General features: G+C 64.2%; 15 protein-coding genes. 9 read left to right on the top strand and 6 right to left on the bottom strand.

The genetic code is table 11. From position 1 onward, the window contains the following. Positions 1–341: 341 nt before the first annotated feature. Positions 342–989 (top strand): alpha/beta hydrolase, encoded by a 648-nt coding sequence (locus C7G42_RS21115; protein WP_014495555.1) that lies wholly within the window; start codon positions 342–344, stop codon positions 987–989. Between the two features lie 105 nt (positions 990–1,094). Here C7G42_RS21115 and C7G42_RS21120 read toward each other — a convergent pair whose 3' ends face one another. From C7G42_RS21120 to C7G42_RS21135, 3 genes are all read right to left on the bottom strand, one after another. Beyond that, entirely contained in the window at positions 1,095–1,418 is a 324-nt protein-coding gene (locus tag C7G42_RS21120; RefSeq protein ID WP_106950872.1) for a DMT family transporter, read from the bottom strand. A 10-nt stretch (positions 1,419–1,428) separates the two neighbouring features. Next, positions 1,429–2,106, bottom strand: coding sequence for a glutathione S-transferase family protein (locus C7G42_RS21125; RefSeq protein WP_106950873.1), 678 nt, complete (start codon positions 2,104–2,106; stop codon positions 1,429–1,431). Between the two features lie 919 nt (positions 2,107–3,025). Continuing rightward, positions 3,026–4,129 (bottom strand): anhydro-N-acetylmuramic acid kinase, encoded by a 1,104-nt coding sequence (locus tag C7G42_RS21135; protein WP_106950874.1) that lies wholly within the window; start codon positions 4,127–4,129, stop codon positions 3,026–3,028. 166 nt (positions 4,130–4,295) lie between these two features. Here C7G42_RS21135 and tyrS point away from each other — a divergent pair, with 166 nt between their 5' ends. The 4 genes from tyrS to C7G42_RS21155 all read left to right on the top strand — a co-directional run bounded on the left by tyrS (position 4,296) and on the right by C7G42_RS21155 (position 9,603). Continuing rightward, entirely contained in the window at positions 4,296–5,549 is a 1,254-nt protein-coding gene (gene tyrS / locus C7G42_RS21140; protein WP_106950875.1) for a tyrosine--tRNA ligase, read from the top strand. Between the two features lie 57 nt (positions 5,550–5,606). Then, positions 5,607–6,899, top strand: coding sequence for an MFS transporter (locus C7G42_RS21145; RefSeq protein WP_106950876.1), 1,293 nt, complete (start codon positions 5,607–5,609; stop codon positions 6,897–6,899). Positions 6,900–7,118: 219 nt separating this feature from the next. Then, positions 7,119–7,523 carry a DoxX family protein gene (locus C7G42_RS21150; protein WP_106950877.1) on the top strand — a complete coding sequence of 135 codons (405 nt, stop codon included), beginning with the start codon at positions 7,119–7,121 and terminating at the stop codon, positions 7,521–7,523. Positions 7,524–7,908: 385 nt separating this feature from the next. Next, complete coding sequence (locus C7G42_RS21155; RefSeq protein ID WP_106950878.1) at positions 7,909–9,603, top strand: methyl-accepting chemotaxis protein; 1,695 nt, start codon at positions 7,909–7,911, stop codon at positions 9,601–9,603. A gap of 131 nt (positions 9,604–9,734) precedes the next feature. On the opposite strand, the gene C7G42_RS21160 is transcribed toward C7G42_RS21155, so the two are convergent. Further along, the gene (locus tag C7G42_RS21160; RefSeq protein ID WP_199581062.1) at positions 9,735–13,547 is read right to left on the bottom strand and encodes a YhdP family protein; all 3,813 of its coding nucleotides are present in this window, start codon (positions 13,545–13,547) and stop codon (positions 9,735–9,737) included. A 204-nt stretch (positions 13,548–13,751) separates the two neighbouring features. Between C7G42_RS21160 and C7G42_RS21165 the strand changes: the two genes are divergently transcribed. Beyond that, entirely contained in the window at positions 13,752–14,441 is a 690-nt protein-coding gene (locus C7G42_RS21165) for a peroxiredoxin family protein (RefSeq protein WP_106950880.1), read from the top strand. 111 nt (positions 14,442–14,552) lie between these two features. Beyond that, a complete protein-coding gene (locus C7G42_RS21170; protein WP_199581043.1) occupies positions 14,553–15,905 on the top strand; it encodes a M23 family metallopeptidase in 1,353 nt (450 codons plus the stop codon). 28 nt (positions 15,906–15,933) lie between these two features. Here C7G42_RS21170 and C7G42_RS21175 read toward each other — a convergent pair whose 3' ends face one another. Further along, on the bottom strand, positions 15,934–17,166 hold the full coding sequence (locus C7G42_RS21175; RefSeq protein WP_106950882.1) for an ABC transporter substrate-binding protein: 1,233 nt from the start codon (positions 17,164–17,166) through the stop codon (positions 15,934–15,936). 108 nt (positions 17,167–17,274) lie between these two features. Then, positions 17,275–18,186, bottom strand: coding sequence for a DMT family transporter (locus C7G42_RS21180; protein WP_106950883.1), 912 nt, complete (start codon positions 18,184–18,186; stop codon positions 17,275–17,277). 350 nt (positions 18,187–18,536) lie between these two features. On the opposite strand from C7G42_RS21180, the gene C7G42_RS34840 reads away from it, so the two are divergent. Together C7G42_RS34840 and C7G42_RS21185 are read left to right on the top strand one after the other, a co-directional pair. Beyond that, positions 18,537–18,815: a PAS domain-containing protein gene (locus tag C7G42_RS34840; protein WP_147250270.1), complete on the top strand. Its 279-nt coding sequence runs from the start codon at positions 18,537–18,539 to the stop codon at positions 18,813–18,815. A gap of 64 nt (positions 18,816–18,879) precedes the next feature. Then, on the top strand, positions 18,880–22,119 hold the full coding sequence (locus C7G42_RS21185) for a response regulator (protein ID WP_158537623.1): 3,240 nt from the start codon (positions 18,880–18,882) through the stop codon (positions 22,117–22,119). The last annotated feature ends 74 nt before the right edge of the window (positions 22,120–22,193 follow it).

The raw sequence follows: 22,193 nt of genomic DNA on the forward strand, positions 1-22,193 counted from the left end.
TTACCTTGCTTGGGAAACCCTGCCAGTAAGACCCCCGTCTGGTCCGACATGGCGCCCCGGCACGCGCTTGGCAACGGGCGATTCCATGTCCGCGGCAGCCGATGACGCGACCATGACACGCTAACATCTTGAGCCCATTGAGTGATGTTCAAGATGCTTGCTTTTTGACCCTCAGCCTATGTTAGAACCCGCACCGTCAAGTCACCGCGCGCCTTCAGCGCATCACCGCAAGGCGCGCCTTCTCACCCTTCATTCGCGCTTCCGTCGGCACCCGCCGACGAGGCCACAATCGGTTGATTGCCGAGGATCGTCGCTCCAGCAAATCAATCAAGAGATCATCGATGCCTGAAGTCATTTTCACTGGCCCTGCCGGCCGTCTCGAAGGCCGCTATCACCCGGCCAAGCAGAAGAACGCGCCGATCGCGATGATCCTGCATCCGCATCCGCAGTTTCACGGCACGATGAACCATCAGATCGTGTACCAGTGCTACTATGCGTTCGCGCATCGCGGCTTCTCGGTGCTACGCTTCAATTTCCGCGGCGTCGGCCGCAGCCAGGGCTCGTTCGACCACGGTACCGGCGAATTGTCGGATGCCGCCGCAGCCCTCGACTGGGCGCAGACCATCAATCCCGAAGCGCGCGCTTGCTGGGTCGCCGGCTTCTCCTTCGGCGCCTGGATCGGCATGCAGCTGTTGATGCGCCGCCCCGAGGTCGAGGGCTTCATCTCGATCGCGCCGCCGGCCAATCTCTACGACTTCTCGTTCCTTGCGCCCTGCCCGTCCTCGGGCCTGATCGTGCATGGCGAGAAGGATGCGGTGGTGCCGCCCAAGGACGTCAACACGCTGGTCGAGAAGTTGAAGACGCAGAAGGGCATCGTGATCGACCAGCAGGTCATCCCCGGCGCCAATCACTTCTTCGACGCCAAGCTCGAGCCGCTGATGGAAACCATCACGGCGTATCTCGACATGCGCCTCGCCAACGTGCGTTAAGGCAAGACCTCGTAGCCCGGATGGAGCGAACCCAAATCCGGGAAACTCCAGCCGCGCAAGAAGACCCGGATTGCGCTCCGCGCCATCCGGGCCACACGTGACGGCTCAAGCCAGCTTGAGTGCGGCGATCCCCGTCAACACGAGCGCGATGCCGATCATCTTCATCGCGCTCAAGGTCTCGCCGAACAGTGCGACGCCCACGATGAACGTGCCGGCCGCGCCGATGCCGGTCCACACCGAATAGGCGACGCCGACCTCGAGCACTTTCAAGGCACGCCCGAGCAAGACGACGAAAGCTGCGAGCAGCACGAGCGACGCCATGCTCCAGCCGGGCCGCGTGTAGCCTTCCGCATATTTCATCGAGATCGCCCAGCCGACATCGAGCACGCCGGCAATCACCAGCATCAGCCAGGCCAGAGATGGCGACATCGCAACGTACTCAGGCGGCGAGCTTGAGTAGATGCGCGTCGTGACGCACCAGGAACGCGCGCAGCAATTGCGGATAGTCGGCGCCGACGGCGACGCGCACGTTAGGGCGCTTCGCAAGTTCGGCCCGCCACGCGCGCACCTTGGGTAGATCCTTGAAGATGCCGAGTTCGGTCAGTTCGTCGAACACATCGAAATAACGGAAGATGGGTGCGAACACCGCATCGACGAGGCTGAACGCTTCGCTGGTGAAGAACGGCCCTGCGCCAAGCGCGGCTTCCACGCGCGCGAATTTCGCCACGAGCGCCTGACGCTTGCTCTCGAACGTCGCCGGATCAGTCGTCGTCTCCAGTCCCCAGAGATCGCCGAGGATCGCCGAGCCGAACTCCATCCAGGCGCGATGCTCGGCGCGCCTCAACGCATCCGCCGGATGCAGCTTGAGGCCCGCTTGCGTCTCCTCGATGTATTCACAGATCACGTTGCTCTCGAACAGCGCGACCTCGCCCGTGTCAGTCGTCACCACCAGCACCGGCACCTTGCCGAGCGGCGAGAGTTTCAGGAACCAGTCGGGCTTGTTGGCGAGATCGATATCGATCCGCTCGAACGGCACGCCCTTCTCCTTCAGCGCGATCACGGCGCGCTGCACGTAGGGGCAAAGCTTGTGGCTGATGAGTTTCAGTGACGCGGTCATGGCCAAGATCCCGGGGTTCGATCCATCCAAGATAGATGCAGTTGCATGCACCTGTCAAGATCAATGCACTTGCATTAATTCAGCGTCGAACAATCCCCCTGCCCGCCATCGGCGTAGACATCGGCAGGCGGCGGGCAAAACACCCAAAATCCGTCAATCCCCGCGCACAAAAATATTCCACTTTCCCGAATTTCGGATTTGTGGCATATGCCCGTCATCCCGGCCCTGCCAGAGGGGCGTTTCGCGATCGTCACGAGATGCGGGCCGGGGTGCGGTGGACGCGGTAGCGCCGGCGCGGTGTGCGTGAGGACAGGGCGGGCGACCGTGAGTCCCGGCACGACGCGCATACGACACGGCGCGGTCACAGCGGTTTGGTCGACGGTCCGGGGGGCACACGCAAGCCCCGGTCGCTGAGGCCAAGCCGTCCGCGGACGGAGAAGTCGTGTGGTCCCGGCGCCCGGGGTTCTGGCGCCAAGGCTCGCGGCGATGTGGCGGCCCAACCGGGCCCTCACATCGATCAGCCGTGAGGCGACGGGGGCAATAGTGCAACGCTCCCCGAGGAGAGCACGAAGGACACCGTTAAAACCATCCGCGCAGGGAAGGCCGGGCGACCGGCACACCTGTGGTCCACCCCGTGTGCGTTCTTATCGCCCACGGACCTGCGGGTGCCGCCGGCGCCCGGCCTTCCCTGTGCCCTTTGGCAATTTGGGCGCAAGACGGCAGCAAAGCTCGGGCGAAACGCGCCGCGAGATCGCAAAGGCATGTCTGCGATGAAGGTCCTCTGTTGATAGAACGAACCAGTGCAGCACACTCCGTCATTGCGAGCGCAGCGAAGCAATCCAGAATCTTTCCGCGCCGGCAGTCTGGATTGCTTCGTCGCGTCGCTCCTCGCAATGACGTTGAAACATCAGCCCGCCCCTCACGGCCGCGCGATCACCCCGCCCGTCATCGGCATCGGCACCCCCGTGGTGGCCGGATAGGACAAGGGCAGGCCCTTCAGGCCGCGGGCGGCGAGGAAGCCGAAGGCCTGGGCCTCGATGGCGTCGGAGGCCCAGCCGAGCGTCTCGGCGGCCTCGACGGTAGCCGTTCCCACCCGCTCTCTCAGCATCCGCAGCATGGTGAGGTTGCGCGCGCCGCCGCCGCAGACGATCCAGCTCCGCGGCCGGCGTGGCAACAACGGGATGATGCGGGCGATCGCCGCCGCGGTGAAGGCGGTGAGCGTCGCGGCGCCGTCGGCAGGGGCGACCTCGCCGAGCCTGAGCGCCGCAAAATCGTTGCGGTCGAGCGATTTCGGCGGAGGCAGCGCGAAGAACGGCCGTTGCAGCGCGCGGGCAATCCAGGCCTCATCGACCTTTCCGAGGCTCGCGAACTTTCCCTCCGCATCGAACGCCTGGTTCATGGTGCGGTACATGAAATCGTCCAGCAGCGCGTTGCCGGGCCCGGTGTCGCAGGCGATCAGCGTGTCGTTGCCGTCGATATAGGTGATGTTGGAGACGCCGCCGATATTGACGACGACGATTGGCCCCTCGCGATCGAGCGAGTTGGCGAGCGCGCGGTGGTAGACTGGTACGAAGGGCGCCCCCTGCCCGCCGGCGTCGACGTCGGCGGCGCGGAAATCATGCATCACGGGGATATGGATCGCTTTCGCCAGCGAGGCGGCGTCACCGATCTGCACCGTCAGCCGCCGCTCGGGGCGATGCAGCACGGTCTGGCCGTGGAAGCCGACGATGTCGATCTCCTCCGGCTTCATGCGGTTCTGGGCGAAGAAGGCGGCAACCGCCTCGGCATGGGCCCGTGTCACCGCGCGCTCGGCCTCGGCCAGGATGCCCGGCCGGGCGTCACGTTGCGACAGGTGCACGGCCTCGCTCAGCGCCTGGCGCAGCAGATTGCGCTCCGCCGAGCTATAGGCCCGGTAGCCGGACGGCCCGAACGCCTTCACCTGCTTTCCATCGGTTTCGATCAGCGCGACATCCACCCCGTCCAGCGAGGTGCCGCTCATCAAACCGAGTGCCGTCAACATCATGGGATCAGCGCCCTTCAAACACCCCCTCCAGCATGCCGATCTTGTGCCAGAGGGACACATCTTATAATGCCACAGCGCCAAGTGGCGGGCAGCAATCGGGTTCCGGCCGAAGACCCTTAAATTGCGCCCAAAACAGTAAACCAAGAATTTCTGGGCATGCCGACAGATGACTGCATTTAAATCGGATTTCCTCAATACCCTGCAGGAACGTGGCTTCATCCACCAATGCTCCGATTTCGAGGGGCTGGACGCGCTGGCCGCCAAGGGCGAAGCGACCGCCTATGTCGGCTACGATTGCACCGCCCGCTCGCTGCATATCGGCAATTACCTCACCATGATGATGCTGCACTGGCTCCAGGAGTCCGGCAACAAGCCGATCACGCTGATGGGCGGCGGCACCACCATGGTGGGCGATCCCTCCGGCAAGGACGAGACGCGCGCGATGCGCACCGTCGCCGAGATCGAGGCCAACAAGGAATCGATCCGCGGCGTGTTCGCAAAGGTGCTGCGCTATGGCGGGGGCAAGAGCGACGCAATCATGCTCGACAACGCGGAGTGGCTGACCAGGCTGAACTGGATCGAGATGCTGCGCGACGTCGGCCGACACTTCTCGGTCAACCGCATGCTGACCATGGACTCCGTGCGTCTGCGCCTCGAGCGCGAGCAGGAGATGAGCTTCATCGAGTTCAACTACATGGTCTGCCAGGCCTACGACTTCGTCGAACTCGCCAAGCGCACCGGCTGCAAATTGCAGATGGGCGGCTCGGACCAGTGGGGCAACATCATCATGGGCGTCGATCTCGGCCGCCGCATGGGTACCCATCAGCTGTTCGCGCTGACGACGCCGCTGCTGACGACGGCCTCGGGCGCCAAGATGGGCAAGACGGCGCAAGGCGCGGTCTGGCTCAACGCCGACGCGTTCTCGCCCTATGATTTCTGGCAATACTGGCGCAACACCGAAGATGCCGACGTCGGCAAATTCCTGAAGCTGTTCACGACGCTGCCGATGGCCGAGATCAGGAAGCTCGAGGCGCTCGGCGGATCCGAGATCAACGAGGCCAAGAAGGTGCTCGCCACCGAAGCGACCGCGCTGCTGCACGGCCGCGACGCCGCGAACGAGGCAGCAGAGACCGCGCGCCGCACCTTCGAGGAAGGCGCGCTGGCCGAAACTCTGCCGACCGTAGAAATTCCGCGCGGCGAGCTGGACACCGGCCTCGGCGTGCTCAACGCCTTCGTCAAGGCGGGCCTCGTTGCCTCCAACGGCGAAGCAAGGCGCCAGATCAAGGGCGGCGGCCTTCGCGTCAACGACGAGCCGGTCACTGACGAGAAAATGGCGCTCTCAGCAAGCAATCTGACGCCCGAGGGCGTGATCAAGCTGTCCTTCGGCAAGAAGAAGCACGTCCTGATCAAGCCTGCATAGGCGTATGAGCTTTTCGCTGCTTGTCAGGGCATGCGGATGCGCGCTCCCTGACCGGCAATGGATCAGAACACGCCCAGGGAAACGGCCAAGGAAACGACCAACGAAGCGCCTGCGGGAGCGATCCTGGAACCGGAGCGCTCGCAGCAAGCTGCGGTGCGCACCGCGCTCGTCGTGCTCGCGCTGTGCTTCACGCTGGCGGTCCTGGGCCGCGGCCTGAGCGAGAGCTTCACCGTCTTCCTCAAACCGATCTCCGAAAACTTCGGCTGGGACCGCGCCCAGGTCGTTTCGATCTATTCACTGACCTGGCTGATCAGCGGGTTGACCGCGCCGCTGGTGGGACGCCTGTTCGACCATTCCGGACCCCGCATCGTCTACGCGCTCGGTCTGTTCCTGCTCGGTGCGGCCTTCCTGATCGCAAGCCATGCGCAGGCGCTGTGGCAATTCCAGCTTTCAATCGGGCTCTGCGTCGGCATCGGCGTCGCCTTCATCGGCAATGTGCCGAACTCGATGCTGCTCGGCCGCTGGTTCGGTGCAAAGCTGCCGACCGCAATGGCGGCGGTGTACTCGGCGATGGGCGGTGGCGTGCTGGCGTTGCTGCCGGCCTCGCAGCTCCTGATCGACCATCTCGGCTGGCGTGAAACCTACCAGCTGTTCGGCTTCGCCGCGCTTGGCCTGCTGGTGCCGCTGCTGCTGCTGCCCTGGCGGATGTTTTCGGCCGGCTCGCCGCATGTGACCAAGAGGAGCGATCCCGACTTCATCGACCACGGCTGGACGCTTCCGAGCGCCATGCGTCACCACGCGTTCTGGGCGCTCTTCTCCACCTTCTTCTTCACCGCCGTCGGCATGTATGCGATCGCCGCCCAGATCGTGGCCTATCTGATCGACGCGGGATTCCCGCCGCTCCAAGCCGCGACAGCCTGGGGCTTTTCCGGCGTCGTGCTCGTGTTCGGCATGCTTGGCGTGTCCACGCTCGACGGCCTGATCGGGCGCCGGCCGTCAGTGCTGCTGAGCTACGCGATCTCGATTCTGGGCATCGTCCTGCTCTGGCTGCTTCAGTACTATCCGAACATCATCCTGCTCACCGGCTTCGTCGTCTGCTTCGGCAGCATGATGGGCTCGCGCGGCCCGCTGATCACGGCAACCGCGATGAAGATCTTTCGCGGCAAGCGCGTCGGCACGATTTTCGGTACCATCTCGATCGGCAGCGGCCTCGGCTCCGCCTTCGGCTCATGGAGCGGCGGCCTCATCCACGATTTCACCCACGGCTACAACCTGCTGCTCGTATTCGCACTTGCGAGCGTGATCCTCGGCATGATTCCATTCCTGATCGTGCCCGCGTTGCGGGAATAGGTCTCTCCAACGTAACCTGCATCCCTCGGTGTCACCGGGAAAATACGGATGATTTCCAGACATCGTACGCAAAAAAATCCGGCGCGGGCGGCGTGAACGGACGAACTGCGGTGTTTTGTCCGACATGACAAAAATGTCAGCGCAAATCGACGCGGGGTCGCTTGCGGGGTTGAACTGAATACGGTCCTAGTCGGGCATTGGATGGAGGGCAAAAAACCAATGAACTTTCCTTATCTCACTCGCTTTCAACCGGTTCTCTTGAGCCTGTTTCGCTTCATCACCGGATTGCTGCTGTTCCAGTACGGCGTCGCAAAGATCTTCAAATTCCCGGTGCTCCCCTACTTCGCCAACATCCCGCCGCTGATCTGGACGGCAGGCGCGATCGAGCTCGTGCTCGGCGCACTGCTGATGCTCGGCCTGTTCACCCGCCTCACCGCGTTCATCCTTTCCGGCGAAATGGCCTTCGCCTACTTCATGGGCCACATGCTCAAGGGCGAAACGCCGGTATTCCTGCCGCTGCTCAATGGCGGCACCGCTGCGATCCTGTTCTGCTTCGCCTGCCTCTATCTGTCGGCAGCCGGCGGCGGCTCGGTCAGCGCCGATGCGGCGATGGGCAAGGACTAACGGCACGTTCGCGCGGCGCCGAGGCGCTTGCGAATTAACCTGAAAGCAAAGACGGTACCGGCGGATCTGCCGGTGCCGTCTCAGCGCGCCCCCAGCACGGTCCAGATCAGAACGAGGGCCGCCACGAGCAGCACGGCCATGACAAGGCGGTGAACGAATCGGTTCATTGCCGCTCCGAGAGCGCTCGATCAGCAACAAAGTCCGGCTGCGATATCCTCCCGCAAGAATGCGGGCGCACGGCGATGCATGGCGTTCTGCCTGCACGCTTGCGCATGAGGCTGCAAAGCGGCCTTCGCGCGGCCGGCCGACCCAGGCCTCCATTCATGATTGGTAAGAACTTCATGCTACCCATGCGAGCAATAACAACCATTCCGTAGGGGCTGTGATGAAGCTGTTGAGCCATCTGACGATCCGCACCAAGCTTGCCAGCATGGTCTGCCTTGCGGCTCTGACGGTCACGGCCATCATCGGCGTATCGTCCGTCCTCAGCAAGAGCCGCATGATGGAGGACCGGGTCCAGCAGATGCGGACTGCGGTGGAGCTGCTCTACAATTACGCACAATCGCTTCAGGACGAGGTGACCGCCGGCAAGCTGCCGCTGGCCGACGCCAAGGCCCAATTCCACCAGCGTGGCCGCCGCATGAACTTCAACGGCAACCAGGGCTACCCCGTCGTCTACAACCCCGACACCTCCATCCTGGTGAATGGCGCCAACCAGCAGTTGGAAGGCAAGATCACCGGGGCCAAGGATTCCAACGGCGTCCTGATCGCCGACGCCATCATCAAGGCCGGCGGCGAGACCGCGCAGGGCGGCGTGACCTCCTATCTCTACCCCCGCCCCGGCCAGACCGAGCCCGTGCGCAAGACCGTGTTCGCGCGCAAATTCGCGCCCTGGAACGCAACCATCAGCTACGGCCTCTATGTCGACGACATCGACGCCGACGTGCGCGCACTGACGCTGGAGCTCGCCGCGATCGGCATCGGCTTGATGCTGCTGATGGCGACCCTGTCCTGGCTGATCGCCCGCGACGTCCTCAGCGCACTCGATCGCCAGAAGAACCGCATGCAGGAGATCTCCGCAGGCGCCATCGACAAGCCGGTCGAGGAGACCGATCGCGGCGACGAGCTCGGTCGCATGGCCGAGACGCTCGAAGTGCTGCGCCAGACCGCGCTGACGGCGCGTAATCTGGAAGCCGAGCAGGTCGCCACCAAGACCCGCACCGAGCAGGAGAAGCGCGACGCGCTGATCGCACTTGCCGACCGCTTCGATGCCTCCGTCGGCCAGCTCGTCGGCCTGATGGCCTCCGGTTCCGGCGAATTGGAAACCACCGCCAAGTCGATGTCCTCGACTGCCGAAGGCACCAACCGCCGCGCCGCCGTGGTCGGTACCGCCGCGACCGAAGCCAGCCAGCGCGTCCAGACCGTCGCGGCCGCCGCCGAAGAACTCTCCTCCTCCATCACCGAGATCAGCCGCCAGGTCGCGCAATCCGCCGAAGTCACGGGCCGCGCCGTGGACAGCGCCCGCCGCACCGACACCATCGTGCGCGCGCTCTCGGACGGCGCCCAGCAGATCGAGCACGTCGCCGAGCTGATCTCCAACATCGCCGCCCAGACCAACCTGCTCGCACTCAACGCCACCATCGAGGCCGCACGCGCCGGCGAAGCCGGCCGTGGCTTTGCCGTCGTCGCTTCAGAGGTGAAGTCGCTGGCGAGTCAGACCGCCGAAGCCACCCGCGAGATCGGCGACAAGATCGCGCAGATCCAGGGCGCAACCAAGGAGGCCGTGGATGCCATCGGCGGCATCACAGCCACCATCGAGGAGGTCAGTCGCATCGCCACCTCGATCGGGGCCGCCATCGAAGAGCAAGGCGCCGCCACTGCCGAGATCGCCCGCAGCGTCTCGCAGACCGCGGAGGCGACCCAGGAAGTCACCACCAATATCAGCGGCGTCTCGACCGCCGCGAACGAGACCGGCAACGCCGCCGGCATGGTGCTCGCCGCAGCCAGCAACCTCTCCAAGCAGGCGGAGCAGCTATCCGGCGAAGTCGGGACGTTCCTGGCAGGCGTGCGCGCGGCGTAGGGTCTCCTGCGCTAAACTCTCCACAGCGTCATGGCCGGGCTTGTCCCGGCCATCCACGTTTTCCGCGTCTACAGAAAGAACCGTCGATGCCCGGGACAAGCCCGGGCGTGACGACCTCTTCAGCCCTGCTCCTATCGCCGCGTCAGGGTGCAGCCGCTCGAGAGCTGGCGCGTCGATCCGGTCGAGCCGTCGTTCGACTGCGAGGGGAATTCCTCGAACGGTGAGTTCTGCTTGCCGGTGTTGAACTCGAAGATCTTGCGGAACAGGCCCGGGGCCATCGCCGAGATTGGATTGACGCGCATCACGGGCGCCGCCGGCGTGCCGACGACCTCATAGGTCACGCCGATCAAGCCTTCATTGTTGCCGCCGCCGAGGAAGATGCCGAACAGCGGGATCTGGCCGAAGATGTTGTTGACGCCATACATCGGCACGAAGGTGCCGCTCATGCAGACCTGGTTGCCGGGATAGTCGATCGAGCCCTCGATGGTAGCGCCGATCATCGGACCCTTGACCACGCCGTCGCGCACCGTCAGCGCGCCGTTCTGCCGCGTGAACTCGGCACGGAGCGCACTGAACGAGACCCCGCTGCCGCCGCCGTTGGGCGCGCCGGCGGCGACGCGTTCGAGCTGTGCCTCGCCCTTCACCGTGAAGTCGCGAACATTGATGAGGCCCTCGCGCGAGGTGTTCGGCTCGGACGTCGGCGGCTCCATCGCCACCACCATCTGGCCGCCGACGGCCTTGGTATAGGTGTCGGTGAACCGCAGCAGCGCGCCGGCATCGTTGGTCTGGAGGTAGATCACCTCGCGGCTGCCCTGCGCACGTCCGCCGCGCAGATCGGCCGCCACCGGCGTGTCCTTGCCGATCTTGCCGCTCAACGTGAACGCCTTGATGGCACCATTGCGTTTCGACATCTTGGCATCGACGCTGCGCATTGCCTCGCCATTGAAGCCGGCGACGGCGCCGAGTTTCACGTCGATGTCGAAATCGACGTTTTTCAGCTTGTTGTTCTTGTCGTCCTTGGAATTGCCCGAGATCGCCGATTTCAGGAAGCCGCGGCCGTCGAACACATCGCCGCGCATGGTGCCCTTGACCACGCCATCCTGGCTGCGCTCCACCTTCAGCGAGGCCTTGTCGCCATCGGACGGCGCATAGGTCGGGAAGTTCGCATTCATGAGGTCGCCGTTCGCGTCGACTTCGAGCGAGCCCTTGATCGAGGCGCCACCGCCTTCGATGACGATGTCCTCCAGACGCGTCGATTGCGCGGTCGGCACGACCTTGAAGCTGGCCTTGCCGGACTTGCCCGGCAACTTGACCCAGCCCGGAAGGATATTGTCGAGCTTGACCGAGGTCAGGTCGGCTTCGACGCCGAGCTTGGTCGTCTGCTCGGGACCGCCGGCGATCTTGCCCGAAAGCTTGATCGGCAACGATCCGCTGACGGCGGGGCCGAGATCGAATCCCAGGCGCGCCCGGCTCGCATCGTCCAGCGTCGCCTGCAACCTGACATCCGCGTCGCCCTCGGCGGGCTTGCGATAGTCGAGCGAGGCCGCCTGCCCGTTGATCTTGACGTCGCCCTTGACCTGATAGCCCTGGTTGCTCGCAACGATCTTCAGAGTGTTGGCCTCCAGCTTCTGGTTCATCACCAGCTTGTCGGCGGCAAAACCGTTGAGATCGGCGGTGACGGTGTAGGTCGTGTCCGCCTTGGTCAGCTCGCCCTTGACCGGGAGACCGAGCTGGATGTTCGCCGTGAACGTCCCCTTGCTGGTGTTGGGATCGATGACGGTCGACGACAGATCACTCAGGCGATCATTCGAGAGCATCTCGGCCGCCGCAGGCACCGGTCCGTCGACGCGGAACCGGGTCCGCGACGGCGACGGTTTGGGCGCCATGTCAGGCACCTCGAAAACGAAATCGGAAATCGTGACCTTGCGGCCGGCAGGCGTATCGGCAATGCCCTGTCCGATGGTCACGGTCGCGGTGCGGCCGGTCACGCGCGCCTTCATATCGGCATCGTGCACGACAGGCATGCCGTCCACGGGACGGACCGCGACGCCGCTCGCCACGATGTTGACCGAGAGGCCGTCGTCGGGAATCGGCGGGCCCTTGCGCGGAAGGTTTTTCGTCGGCGAATTGACGCCGATCTCGATGCGCTGGAGCGTACCGCGCTCGATCCGCTCGATCACCCATTCCCGCAACTCGGGAACGACCAGCGTCGGCCACATCCGCTTCAGCGCGGAGGCCGACATCGGGGTTCCCGCAAAGCCCAGCGTCAGCCGCGGCTCGCCGGAATAGTCGATGGCACCGGTGCCGGCGACGCCGATCTCGCCATTGCTGATGTCGGCCTGCGTCAGCAAGAGGCGCTTGTGATCGGTGTCGAAGCGAAAGCCGACGGCGATGCGGTTGAAGACGAGCGGCGGCTCGTTGTCGATGCCGCCGAGCAGGATCGAACCGCCGCTGAAGCCGAGCTGCCAGTCATTGACGGTGCCGTTGGGCGGTTCGACATGGGCCAGAAGCGTCAGACGGTTCGCGCCCGACAGGATCTTGAACGGGGCGACCAGCACCCGCCGATTGGCGTCCCACTCGACGTTGATCTCGGCCTGGTCGATCGCCATCGGATAGTCTGGCGTGTCGGTGTCGATGATATTGCCGGCGCCGACCGCGATCTTGCCGCGGAAGAAGGTCGGCACGCCGTCGCGGCCGAGCTCGCCCTTGAGCTCGCCCGTCAGAGGCAGATCGGCCGTGTAGGTGAGGTCCTTGACCCGCAGCGCCAGGAGGATGTTGGAGGTCGAGACTTTGTCGGCCTTGATGTCGACCGAGCGCACGCCGTTCTCGGCCGGCCCGATCGTGGCGCGCAGCATCCAGGGGCGCGCGCCCTCTTCGCCCAGGCTGAGCGTGACGCCACCGCGACTCGGCCGGCGCAGGCTCAGCGTGATGTTCTCAAAGGACCATTTGCTGCCGCGCTGCTGATCGTCGACGATCAGATTACCGTTCTTCAGGCCGATCTCGTTGAGGTTCTGGCCGTCGAGGCCGGTCATGCTCAGACTGTCGAGCCAGTCGAGGCCCTGGAGGATGCCGCTCTGCGCCGTCGCCTGAGGCGGGACTTGAGAGGCGGCTTGGGATGGATCCTGGCTCGCAGGCGCCGTGGCGAATGGCGGCGGCGGGACGCCATTGCGCGGGAATGTCGGCGGCAGGCCCGCGTCCTTCTTCGAGGCGACGCCGGTTGCCAGCGGCTTTGTGGTATCGCCGGCGGACACGGTGACGGTGCCGTCGGGCGCGATGCGGATGGCGAGCTCGGCATCGACCAGATTGAGACTTTCGGCGCGCAGGTGCCCCATCAAGAGGCCTGCACCCGACAGCTTCACTTCGGCCTTCGGCGCGCTGGCAACGATGGCGTGATCGCGATCGCGGACGATGATGTCCCGGATGCGTACGGCGATGCGGACCCGGCCGGCGCGCTCGATCTGGGTGCCTCCGATCTCGACCGTGTTGCCGTGACCGATATTGTCCTCGATCGCGGCTGCCAGCCACGGCGTTGCGATATCGAGATTGATGGGGCCGGCACCGAGCCGCCACCACAGTGCCCCGAAGCAGCCGACGAAGATGACGGCGAGGGTCCCGACGACGAGCGCGACCCGCTTCAGCCAGCGATCGGCGGCCAGCCAGCGCCGAAGCCCGCCAAACCCGTCACCGAAGCGATGAAAGCCCGAATTGGAACGCGACAACAGCCGGCGCGCGCGATGGCGCGCGGCCGCCTCCTGATCCGGATCCCAATCGGCGTCGTCCCATTCCTGCGGCTGTTGCTGAACGCCGCGCCGATCGAAGTCCGGATTGTAATCCTGGGGCGACTTGTTCCTTGCCATTGCCTCTCGATACAGGCGCCCGTCGTAGGATTGAGCGCCGCCGGGACCGCAGCCGTCCGCGGGAAGCGAAGCTCCCTGCGCCGGCATTGCCGCCATACCTCGAATATTCCTGCTGTTCGTCATTTCGCCCCGGGAGCGCGTTCAACGAGCAGTGGGGTGGTACGTGGAATTCCTTGTAACCATATCCCGGCGCCGCCAGACTTGCCCAGCCGAGGGCGCGATTCCGGCACGCCGGACGAGAGCTGCAATACCGGTTCGATTGACCCGCCGAAAGCGTCGAAAGGAAGGCGTATGTCCAAGAAATCCCGAACGAAATCGTCCAAAACGCCCTCCGGCAGTTCGACGGCTAAAAAGAAGACCCTCGCAACGCGGCCCTCGACTCCGGCCAAGTCCGCGAAAACACCCCGGACACCGGCGAGCAAATCAATCGGGACCTTAGCAAAACCAGGATCACACAGGGCCGAATCGAAACAGTTAAATTCCTCCAAATCGGCGCCCCCGCCCGCGAAGGCGAAGTCTGGCCTGGCCGAGGGCCAGAAGGCCCCCGCCTTCCGCCTGCCCCGCGACGGGGGCGACGTCGTCACATTGGCGGACTATGCCGGCCAAAAGCTCGTGCTGTTCTTCTACCCCCGCGCCGACACCCCGGGCTGCACCCGGGAGGCGATCGACTTCACCCGGCTCGCCGGCGCCTTCGCCGCTGCCGGCACCGCCGTGCTCGGCGTCTCCGCCGATCCGTTAAAGGCCCAGGAGAAATTCCGCGACAAGCACAGCCTCGGTATCCCCCTGCTCTCGGACGAGACGCACCAGATGCTGGAAGCCTATGGCGCCTGGGGCGAAAAGTCGATGTATGGCAAGAGCTTCCTTGGAATTCTTCGCACCACGATACTGGTCGGGGCCGATGGCAGATTAGCCAGGATCTGGCGCAACGTGCGGGTCGACGGCCATGCCGACGAGGTGCTGGAAGCGGCAAGAAGTCTTTAACCAGCCCATCAAATTCGCGCGCTCCCATTTCCGGAAAATTAACCATGACCGGCCCAGATTGCCGCGGCAATTAAGGCCGTACGGACTCATCCGACCGGCGCGGGAGTGCCGATGTCGAAAAGTTCTGCCCAATATTCGCAGTACCCCCAACATCATCCCCACGACCACGGACGGGCCTTCCAACGCCGCTCCGCCCCTGCGGCAGCTGCAGCGATCCCCCTTCCCGCGACCGACGACGCCTACACCATCGTCCATGCCGGCAAGCAGGTCCGCTTCGGGCCCGTGGTGTTCTGGATCGTGGTCGGCACGGTCGTGCTGCTCGGTCTTTGGTCGGCGGCAACCGCCACATATTTCGCGTTCCGTGACGACGTCCTGACCCGGCTGATCGCCCGCCAGGCCGAGATGCAATACGCCTATGAGGACCGCATCGCAGAGCTGCGCGCCAAGGTCGACCGGACCACCAGCCGCCAGCTGCTCGACCAGGAACAGTTCGACCAGAAACTCGACCAGATCATGAAGCGCCAGACGGCGCTGGAGTCCCGAGCCACGGCGCTCGGAGCCATGCCTGATGTAACCGGCTCGATTCCGCGTGCGACGCCTCAGCGCGGCGATTCGAGCCAGGTGACGCCAAAACCCTCGCCGATCAGCGACACCGTGATCTTCGTGGCGCCGCCGGACCGTGAGGCGCGCCTGGAGTCGCGCGCTCCGACTGTCGCAGCCCCCCCAACCAACCAGTTGGCCAAGAACCAGGGTTTCGACAACGTCCTGGTCCGGCTCACGACCTCGCTCGACCAGGTGGAACGGCGCCAGATGGCGGCGCTCAGCGCCGTCGAGGAAGGCATGGATTCACGGATGCGCCGGATGCGCGGTGTCGTCAGCGATCTCGGCCTGAATCTCGCCAATCTGGAGTCCGCCGTGCCGCGCACCGCGATGGGCGGTCCGTTCGTACCGGTCAAACTGACGGCCAACGCCGGGCCGTTCGAGAAGCAGCTCTCACGCATCAACACCACGCGCGCCGAGATGGACCGTCTCAATCGCACGCTGGCGCTGGTGCCTTATCGCAAGCCCGTCATCGGCGAGGTCGAATTCACCTCCGGCTTCGGCGTTCGCAGCGATCCCTTCCTCGGCCGGCCCGCGATGCATACAGGGCTCGATTTCCGCGCCGCCACCGGCGATCCGGTTCGCGTCACCGCCAACGGCAAAGTGGTGTCCGCCGGCTGGTCCGGCGGTTACGGCCGCATGATCGAGGTCGACCATGGTAACGGGCTTTCGACCCGCTACGGCCATCTCTCCGAGATCAACGTCAAGGTCGGCGAGATCGTGAAGATCGGCCAGGTCGTCGGTCTGGTCGGATCGACCGGTCGCTCGACCGGTCCGCATCTGCATTACGAGACCCGCATCGAGGGCGAAGCGGTCGATCCGCAGAAATTCCTGCGCGCAGGCGTGCGTCTCAGCGCGGGCTAAGCCCTGGCAGGAGCGCTTGAAGCCCTGACTACTGACTGCGCTCGTGGCCGACCTCGCCGGTGATGACGTCGCCGAACAGCTCCCAGGCCTGCCCGTTGAAACGCATCAGCTGCATCTGCTCGATCGGGAAGTAGTCGTCGGCTGAGGTGTTGACCATGATGCCGGGCAGCATCAGGTCGGTGTGAAAATTCTTCAGGCTGGTGGCCTGCTTCATCGCGTTCTCGCGCGTGAGGTTGTCGCCGCACTGCTTCAGCACCTGCGCCATCGCCTCGGCCTGTACATAGCCATAGAGGTTGTTGGCATTGGTCTTGTCGCCATCGGGGTAATATTTGTCCATGAATTCGCGCCACTTCACCACGGCCGGATCCTTGTCCCAGGTCGGATCGGTCGGGTCTTTCAGATAGGCGGTGGAGATGATGTCCTTGGCATAGTCGAGCCCGGCAGGCTTCAGCACCGAGGCGATGGATGTGGCCGTGTTGGCGAGGAAGAATTTCGGCTTCCAGCCGAGCTCGCCGACCTTCCGGATCGCCTGCGCCGAGCCCTTCGGCGCAGCCCACGAGAAGAAGATGTCGGCGCCGGAATCGTGCAGGGCAACAATCTGGGAGTCGATCGAGGGATCGCTGACCTCGTAGGACTTGTCGGCGATGATCATGTTCACCTTGTCGCCGAGTCCGTCCTTCAAGCCCTTGAACTGGTCCTTGCCGGCGTCGTCATTTTGCCAGAGCACCGCGATCTTGCTGTTCGGAAACTTGTCACGGATATATTTCGCGTAGATCCGCCCCTCGCTCTGGTAGTTCGGCTGGAAGCCCATCGTCCACGGGAAGTTCTTGGGATCGCCGAACTTGGTGCCCCCGGACGCCACGAACAGCTGCGGCACCTTCTTGGCGTTCATGTATTTCATGATCGCGGAGTTCGAGGGCGTGCCGAGCGGCTGGAAGATCAAGAGGACCTCGTCGCTCTCGACCAGCTTTCGCGCCTGCTCGATCGCCTTCGGCGGCGAATAGGCATCGTCGTAGCTGATGAAGTTGATCTTGCGGCCGTTGATGCCGCCCTGATCGTTGATCATCCTGAAGAAGGCCGCCTCGGTCTTGCCGATCACGCCATAGGACGACGCCGGGCCGCTATAGGGCATGATGTTGCCAAGCTTGATTTCGGTGTCGGTGGCTCCGGGATCGTATTTCTTCTGCGCCGAGGCCGGTGTCGTGACGAGCACGCCGGCAAGAATGGCGAGGGCAGCAAGGTTTTCGCGACGACCCGGCATCGTTCTCTCCCCTGTGTTTTGTAGTCTTGTTTTGCCGGGAGTGTCGCAAGCAGGCTCGCGGCTGGCAAGCGCTTCGATTTTCCGCGAGATGAAACGGGCATCCGGAACTTACGTGACGCGCCGCAGCACATTGTGAAAGCGTCCATCGATCACAAGCAACGCGCTGCCGATGACGATAGCGCCCGCGATCTCGCGCATCGAGATCGGCTCACCCAGCACCAGCCATCCCAGCAGGATGGCGGTAACAGGAATGAGCAGCGTCACCAGCATGACATTGGTCGCACCGGAGCGCCGTATGATCTGAAAGAAGACGATGTAGGCGAGCGCCGTCGAGAGGCCCGCGAGGCCGAGCACCGCGAGCCAGGTCGTCAGGCCCGGCATCGGGAGATGCCAGGGCTGCTCCACCACGCCGGCGACGATCGCCATCATGACCGTCGACGCCATCAGCTGAAACGTCGCCGTCCCGAGCGGAGCCGCGTCCTTCAGCATTCGCCGCGCCGCCAGTGCGGCAAGCCCGTAGCTGAAGGCGCCTCCAAGACAGAGCAGGATGCCGAGCCCCTGCCCTGGCCTCGTCTCGAGGCCCCATCCGCGCAGGGTGATCACGCCGGCAAGGCCGAGCGCCACGCCGGCCACGCGCCGCAGATGCAAGGCCTCTTCGCCCGCCGCGGCCATCACGAGCACCGTGAAGATCGGCGTGGTCGCATTCAGGATGGATGCCAGTCCGCTCGGGATGAAAGTTTGGCCCAGCACGATCAGCGAGAACGGAATGACGTTGTTGAGCAGCCCGATCACGATGAACGGCGTCCAATCCGACATACGATCGGGAAAGCCGATCCCCTGCATGCGTAACGGCGGCAAGAGAATGGCCGCACCGAGCGCGACGCGCAGGAATACCAGCGTCAGCGGCGTCAATTCCCGCAAGGCCGCGCCGTTGAGGAAGAACGAGCCGCCCCAGAGGATCGAGAGTACCGCGAGCAACGACCAGTCTCGCGCGTGAATCCTGTTGTCGATTGGGGGCATGGGCTCTCACATCGGCGGTCGAGCCCGCTGGCCTAGGACCACGCGTCGAACTGTGCCACCCGATTTCCGATGACATGCCGGTTTACGAAACCGATGCCGGCTATGAATCGGGCGATCGAATTTTTCCCACGCGATGCTGGCCGGTTAGGGCGCCTACTCGTAAACCCGATCAACCCGCGCGGAGGCGGCGCCTTGCTCGGCGCGCTTACCGCACGTCCCAAAAACAAGAGGAACTCGAATTCGGGTCGAGAGTTGACTAAGCTTGCAGTCTCGCCGGAAAGTCCGATGATCTGCCGATAATTCCCATTTGATGCGTATCGCTAAGCACCCCGGATTCCATGCGGAATTACATGGTCGATTTTCAGAAAGTCTTCGAGAGCTCCCCTGCTCTATTTCTTGTTCTCGGCGCGGACGAAACCTTCCCGATCCTGGCGGTAAGCGACGCCTACCTTCGGGCGACGTACACCGAGCGCGAAGCGATCGTGGGGCGCCGCCTGTTCGATGTCTTTCCGGACAATCCCGCCGATCCTTCGACCGGCACTATGAACCTGCGCGTCTCTCAAACGAGTTCTTGCCGAAGGCCGGCAGGATGCGATGGCCGTGCAAAAGTACGACGTCCGCCGACCTGATGGGGCATTCGAGGAGCGTTTTTGGTCTCCCTTGAACGCGCCGGTAATCGGCCCGGACGGCCGAATGTTGTACATCATGCACCGCGTCGAGGACGTCACAGACATCACCCGTGGCGACCGCACGACCGCCGCCGCGGACGAGGCGATGCGGCTGGACGTCATGCTGCGCGCCCAAGAACTGCAGGAAGCCAACCGGCAACTGCGTGAGGCCACGGAGCAATTCCAGGCAGTCTACGATCAGGGCCTGTTCGCCGCGCGTCTCCGCTTGGACGGAACGGTCCTCGACATCAACCGGTCCGCCCTCGAGGTCTGCGGCTTCAGGCGTGAGGACGTTCTCGAGCGGCCGTTCTGGGAGTGCGGCTGGTGGAATCGCTCGCCGGAAGTGATGGCGTGGGTCCGCAGAGCGGTCGAACAGGCTATCGCTGGCGAGCCTTTTCGGGGCGAGTCGATGTATTTCTGGGGCGACGGCTCGGAACATATCGTCGATTTCGCCTGCATGCCGGTCCGCGACGCGTCCGGACGCGTCGTCGTGGTGGTGCCGACGGGGATGGACGTTACCGAACGCGTCAGAGCCGAGCAAAGTCAGCGCGAATTGGAGGAAGAGCGCCGTCGAGCCGAAGCGCTCGCCGAAATCGACCGCGGCAAGACCAGGTTCTTCTCCAACATTAGCCACGAATTCCGTACGCCCCTGACGTTGATGCTGGGCTCCCTCGAGGAGATGAAGCGCCAAGCCGCCGGTGCGATGATTCCGGATGCATATCTCGATCAGGTCGATCTCGTTCACCGCAACGGCCTGCGGCTGCTCAAGCTGGTCAACACGCTGCTCGACTTTTCGCGTATCGAGGCAGAGCGCGTTCAGGCCGTCTATGAGCCGACCGAACTGGCGGAGGCGACCGCGCATCTGGCCAGCGAATTCCGCTCCACCATTGAGAAAGCCGGCCTAGCTCTGGTCGTGGATTGCCCGCCACTCGCGGAAGCCGCATTCGTGGATCGCGAAATGTGGGAGAAGATCGTCCTCAATCTCCTGTCCAACGCCTTCAAGTTCACGTTCGAAGGCAAGATCGAGGTCTCGCTTCAGCGCGTTGGCAGCGGCTTCGAACTCATCGTTGCCGACACCGGCACGGGCATCCCGCCCGCCGAGTTGCCCCGGTTGTTCGAGCGCTTCCACCGGGTGGAAGGGGCGAAAGGAAGAACATATGAAGGCTCGGGTATCGGGCTCGCGTTGGTCCAGGAGCTTGCTCGGCTGCATGGCGGGGAAGTCACGGTAGAAAGCGAGCTTGGCAAGGGGTCCAGATTCAGAGTGACGATACCCGCGGGCTCGACACATCTGCCGCAGCGGCAAATTGGGGGCGTCCGCACGCAGGCTTCGACGGGTCTGAGCGCGAAACCCTTTATCGAGGAAGCGTTGCGCTGGCTGCCCGACGCTCCCCCGGTACCGGAGGACGTCATCGAAGTCGCGCTGCCGGTGGACGCGGCCCCGGCGCCCGACGCAGAGCGCCCGCTCGTTCTGCTGGCGGATGACAACGCAGATATGCGCGAATACCTGACGCGCGTCTTGAGCGAGCAGTACCGCGTCGAAGCGGTGCCGGACGGCGAGGCCGCTCTGAAGGCCATTGCGCAAAAGATTCCCGATTTGCTGCTCAGCGACGTGATGATGCCGCGGGTAGACGGGATGGAATTGCTGCTGCGCCTGCGTGCCGATCAGCGCACCCGGTCCTTACCCGTGATCCTGCTGTCCGCGCGCGCCGGCGAGCAGACCAAGGTCGACGCCCTCGGCGCGGGCGCGGACGATTATATCGTGAAGCCGTTTACCGCTCGCGAACTGGTGGCACGCGTCGATGCTCACCTAAAGATCGCGCGCGTGCGCGGCGAGGTCCTGCGAAGCCTTCGGCGCAGCGAGGAACGGTACCGCGCGTTCGTGACCGCGACCTCGGACATTGTCTATCGCATGAGCCCGGATTGGAGCGTCATGCACAAGCTCGAGGGCAAGCAATCGATCCGCGACACGGACAGCCCGAGCAGCACCTGGCTCGATACCTACATACACCCGGACGAACGCCCCGAGTTGTTGGCTGTCATCGAAGAGGCGATCCGGACGAAGACGCCGTTCGAATACGAACACCAGGTAAGGCAAGTCGACGGCACCCTTGCCTGGGTTCATTCGCGCGCCGTGCCGGTGTTCGACGAACACGGCGAAATCGTCGAATGGTTCGGGTCCGCCCGCGACGTCAGCGAGCGCAGGCGGCACGACGACACGCAGCGCCTGCTGGTCAGCGAACTCAGCCATCGCGTCAAGAACATGCTGGCGGTCGTCCAAGCGATCGCTCAACAGACGCTCCGGCGTGCGAAGGACCCGGCCGAGTTCGCCACAAGCTTCGGCGGCCGCATCCAGTCGCTTTCGAGCATGCACGGGCTGCTGAGCCAGTCGGGCTGGCAGCACGCGGATCTTCAGGAAATCCTGCGCGATCAGCTTGCCGCGCACGAGGCGTCTCGCATCCTCACGTCCGGTCCGTCTGTGCAGCTTGAACCGCAGGTCGCGCTTCATCTCGCGCTCATGCTGCACGAACTGGGCACCAATTCGGTCAAGTATGGCGCTCTGTCTCGGTCGGAAGGCTCGGTGATTGTCAATTGGTCCGTAAACGACAACAAGCTCGGGCTGGAATGGCGCGAGCGCGGCGGGCCGCCGGTCAAGTCGCCGCTCAAACGCGGCTTCGGCACGACCCTGATAGAGCAGACTGCGAAAAGCGAAGGCGGAAGCTCGCACATGATCGCGGAAGCGGATGGTCTTCGCTGGGAGATCGTAATGCCGCTCACCGCGGGGAAGTTCGCGGACGCGGAGGAGCGCAGGCCCGTCGCGCCGAACTTTTCGGGACCGCGAAGCGTTCGTCAGTCCGCGCCAGCCGAGCCGCTTAGTGGCAAGCGGTTCTTGATCGTCGAGGACGAGCCACTGATCGCGCTCGACATCGTATCGGGCCTCGAAAGCGTCGGCGTTCAGGTCGAAGGGCCCTTCGGATCGGTCAGGGAGGCTCTTCGCGCGGTCGAGGAAGGTTCCTTCGATGCCGCACTGCTCGACGCCAATCTGCGAGGAGAGACCGTGGACGAAATCGCTGCGGCGTTGACGCGGCGAAAAACCCCCTTCACGTTCGTGACGGGATACGGCCGTCAGGCCTTGCCGGAAAGCTTTGCCCAAGCGACGGTACTGACGAAGCCCTTCACGCAGGAGCAACTGCTGGCAACCGCCTCTCGCCTCATCGACGGAAAACTGTCGAGCCTCCAGTTGCACAGGGATCGCGACCATCATTGATCGCCTATCCACCGCGCCGCCCTCCACCGGGCACAAGTGGTTCTGACCACATGACTCCGTGGAGATATGCCGCG

Source organism: Bradyrhizobium sp. MOS003 (assembly GCF_003020125.1).
Lineage (GTDB): Bacteria > Pseudomonadota > Alphaproteobacteria > Rhizobiales > Xanthobacteraceae > Bradyrhizobium.

Bases quoted from the DNA above. Each gene is read 5' to 3' on its own strand.
- C7G42_RS21115 (WP_014495555.1), top strand. From the start codon at position 342: ATGCCTGAAGTCATTTTCACTGGCCCTGCCGGCCGTCTCGAAGGCCGC.
- C7G42_RS21175 (WP_106950882.1), bottom strand. From the start codon at position 17,166: ATGCCGGGTCGTCGCGAAAACCTTGCTGCCCTCGCCATTCTTGCCGGC.
- C7G42_RS21145 (WP_106950876.1), top strand. From the start codon at position 5,607: ATGGATCAGAACACGCCCAGGGAAACGGCCAAGGAAACGACCAACGAA.
- C7G42_RS34840 (WP_147250270.1), top strand. From the start codon at position 18,537: ATGGTCGATTTTCAGAAAGTCTTCGAGAGCTCCCCTGCTCTATTTCTT.
- C7G42_RS21150 (WP_106950877.1), top strand. From the start codon at position 7,119: ATGAACTTTCCTTATCTCACTCGCTTTCAACCGGTTCTCTTGAGCCTG.
- C7G42_RS21125 (WP_106950873.1), bottom strand. From the start codon at position 2,106: ATGACCGCGTCACTGAAACTCATCAGCCACAAGCTTTGCCCCTACGTG.
- C7G42_RS21170 (WP_199581043.1), top strand. From the start codon at position 14,553: ATGTCGAAAAGTTCTGCCCAATATTCGCAGTACCCCCAACATCATCCC.
- C7G42_RS21155 (WP_106950878.1), top strand. From the start codon at position 7,909: ATGAAGCTGTTGAGCCATCTGACGATCCGCACCAAGCTTGCCAGCATG.
- C7G42_RS21165 (WP_106950880.1), top strand. From the start codon at position 13,752: ATGTCCAAGAAATCCCGAACGAAATCGTCCAAAACGCCCTCCGGCAGT.
- tyrS (WP_106950875.1), top strand. From the start codon at position 4,296: ATGACTGCATTTAAATCGGATTTCCTCAATACCCTGCAGGAACGTGGC.
- C7G42_RS21135 (WP_106950874.1), bottom strand. From the start codon at position 4,129: ATGATGTTGACGGCACTCGGTTTGATGAGCGGCACCTCGCTGGACGGG.
- C7G42_RS21185 (WP_158537623.1), top strand. From the start codon at position 18,880: ATGTTGTACATCATGCACCGCGTCGAGGACGTCACAGACATCACCCGT.
- C7G42_RS21180 (WP_106950883.1), bottom strand. From the start codon at position 18,186: ATGCCCCCAATCGACAACAGGATTCACGCGCGAGACTGGTCGTTGCTC.
- C7G42_RS21120 (WP_106950872.1), bottom strand. From the start codon at position 1,418: ATGTCGCCATCTCTGGCCTGGCTGATGCTGGTGATTGCCGGCGTGCTC.
- C7G42_RS21160 (WP_199581062.1), bottom strand. From the start codon at position 13,547: ATGCCGGCGCAGGGAGCTTCGCTTCCCGCGGACGGCTGCGGTCCCGGC.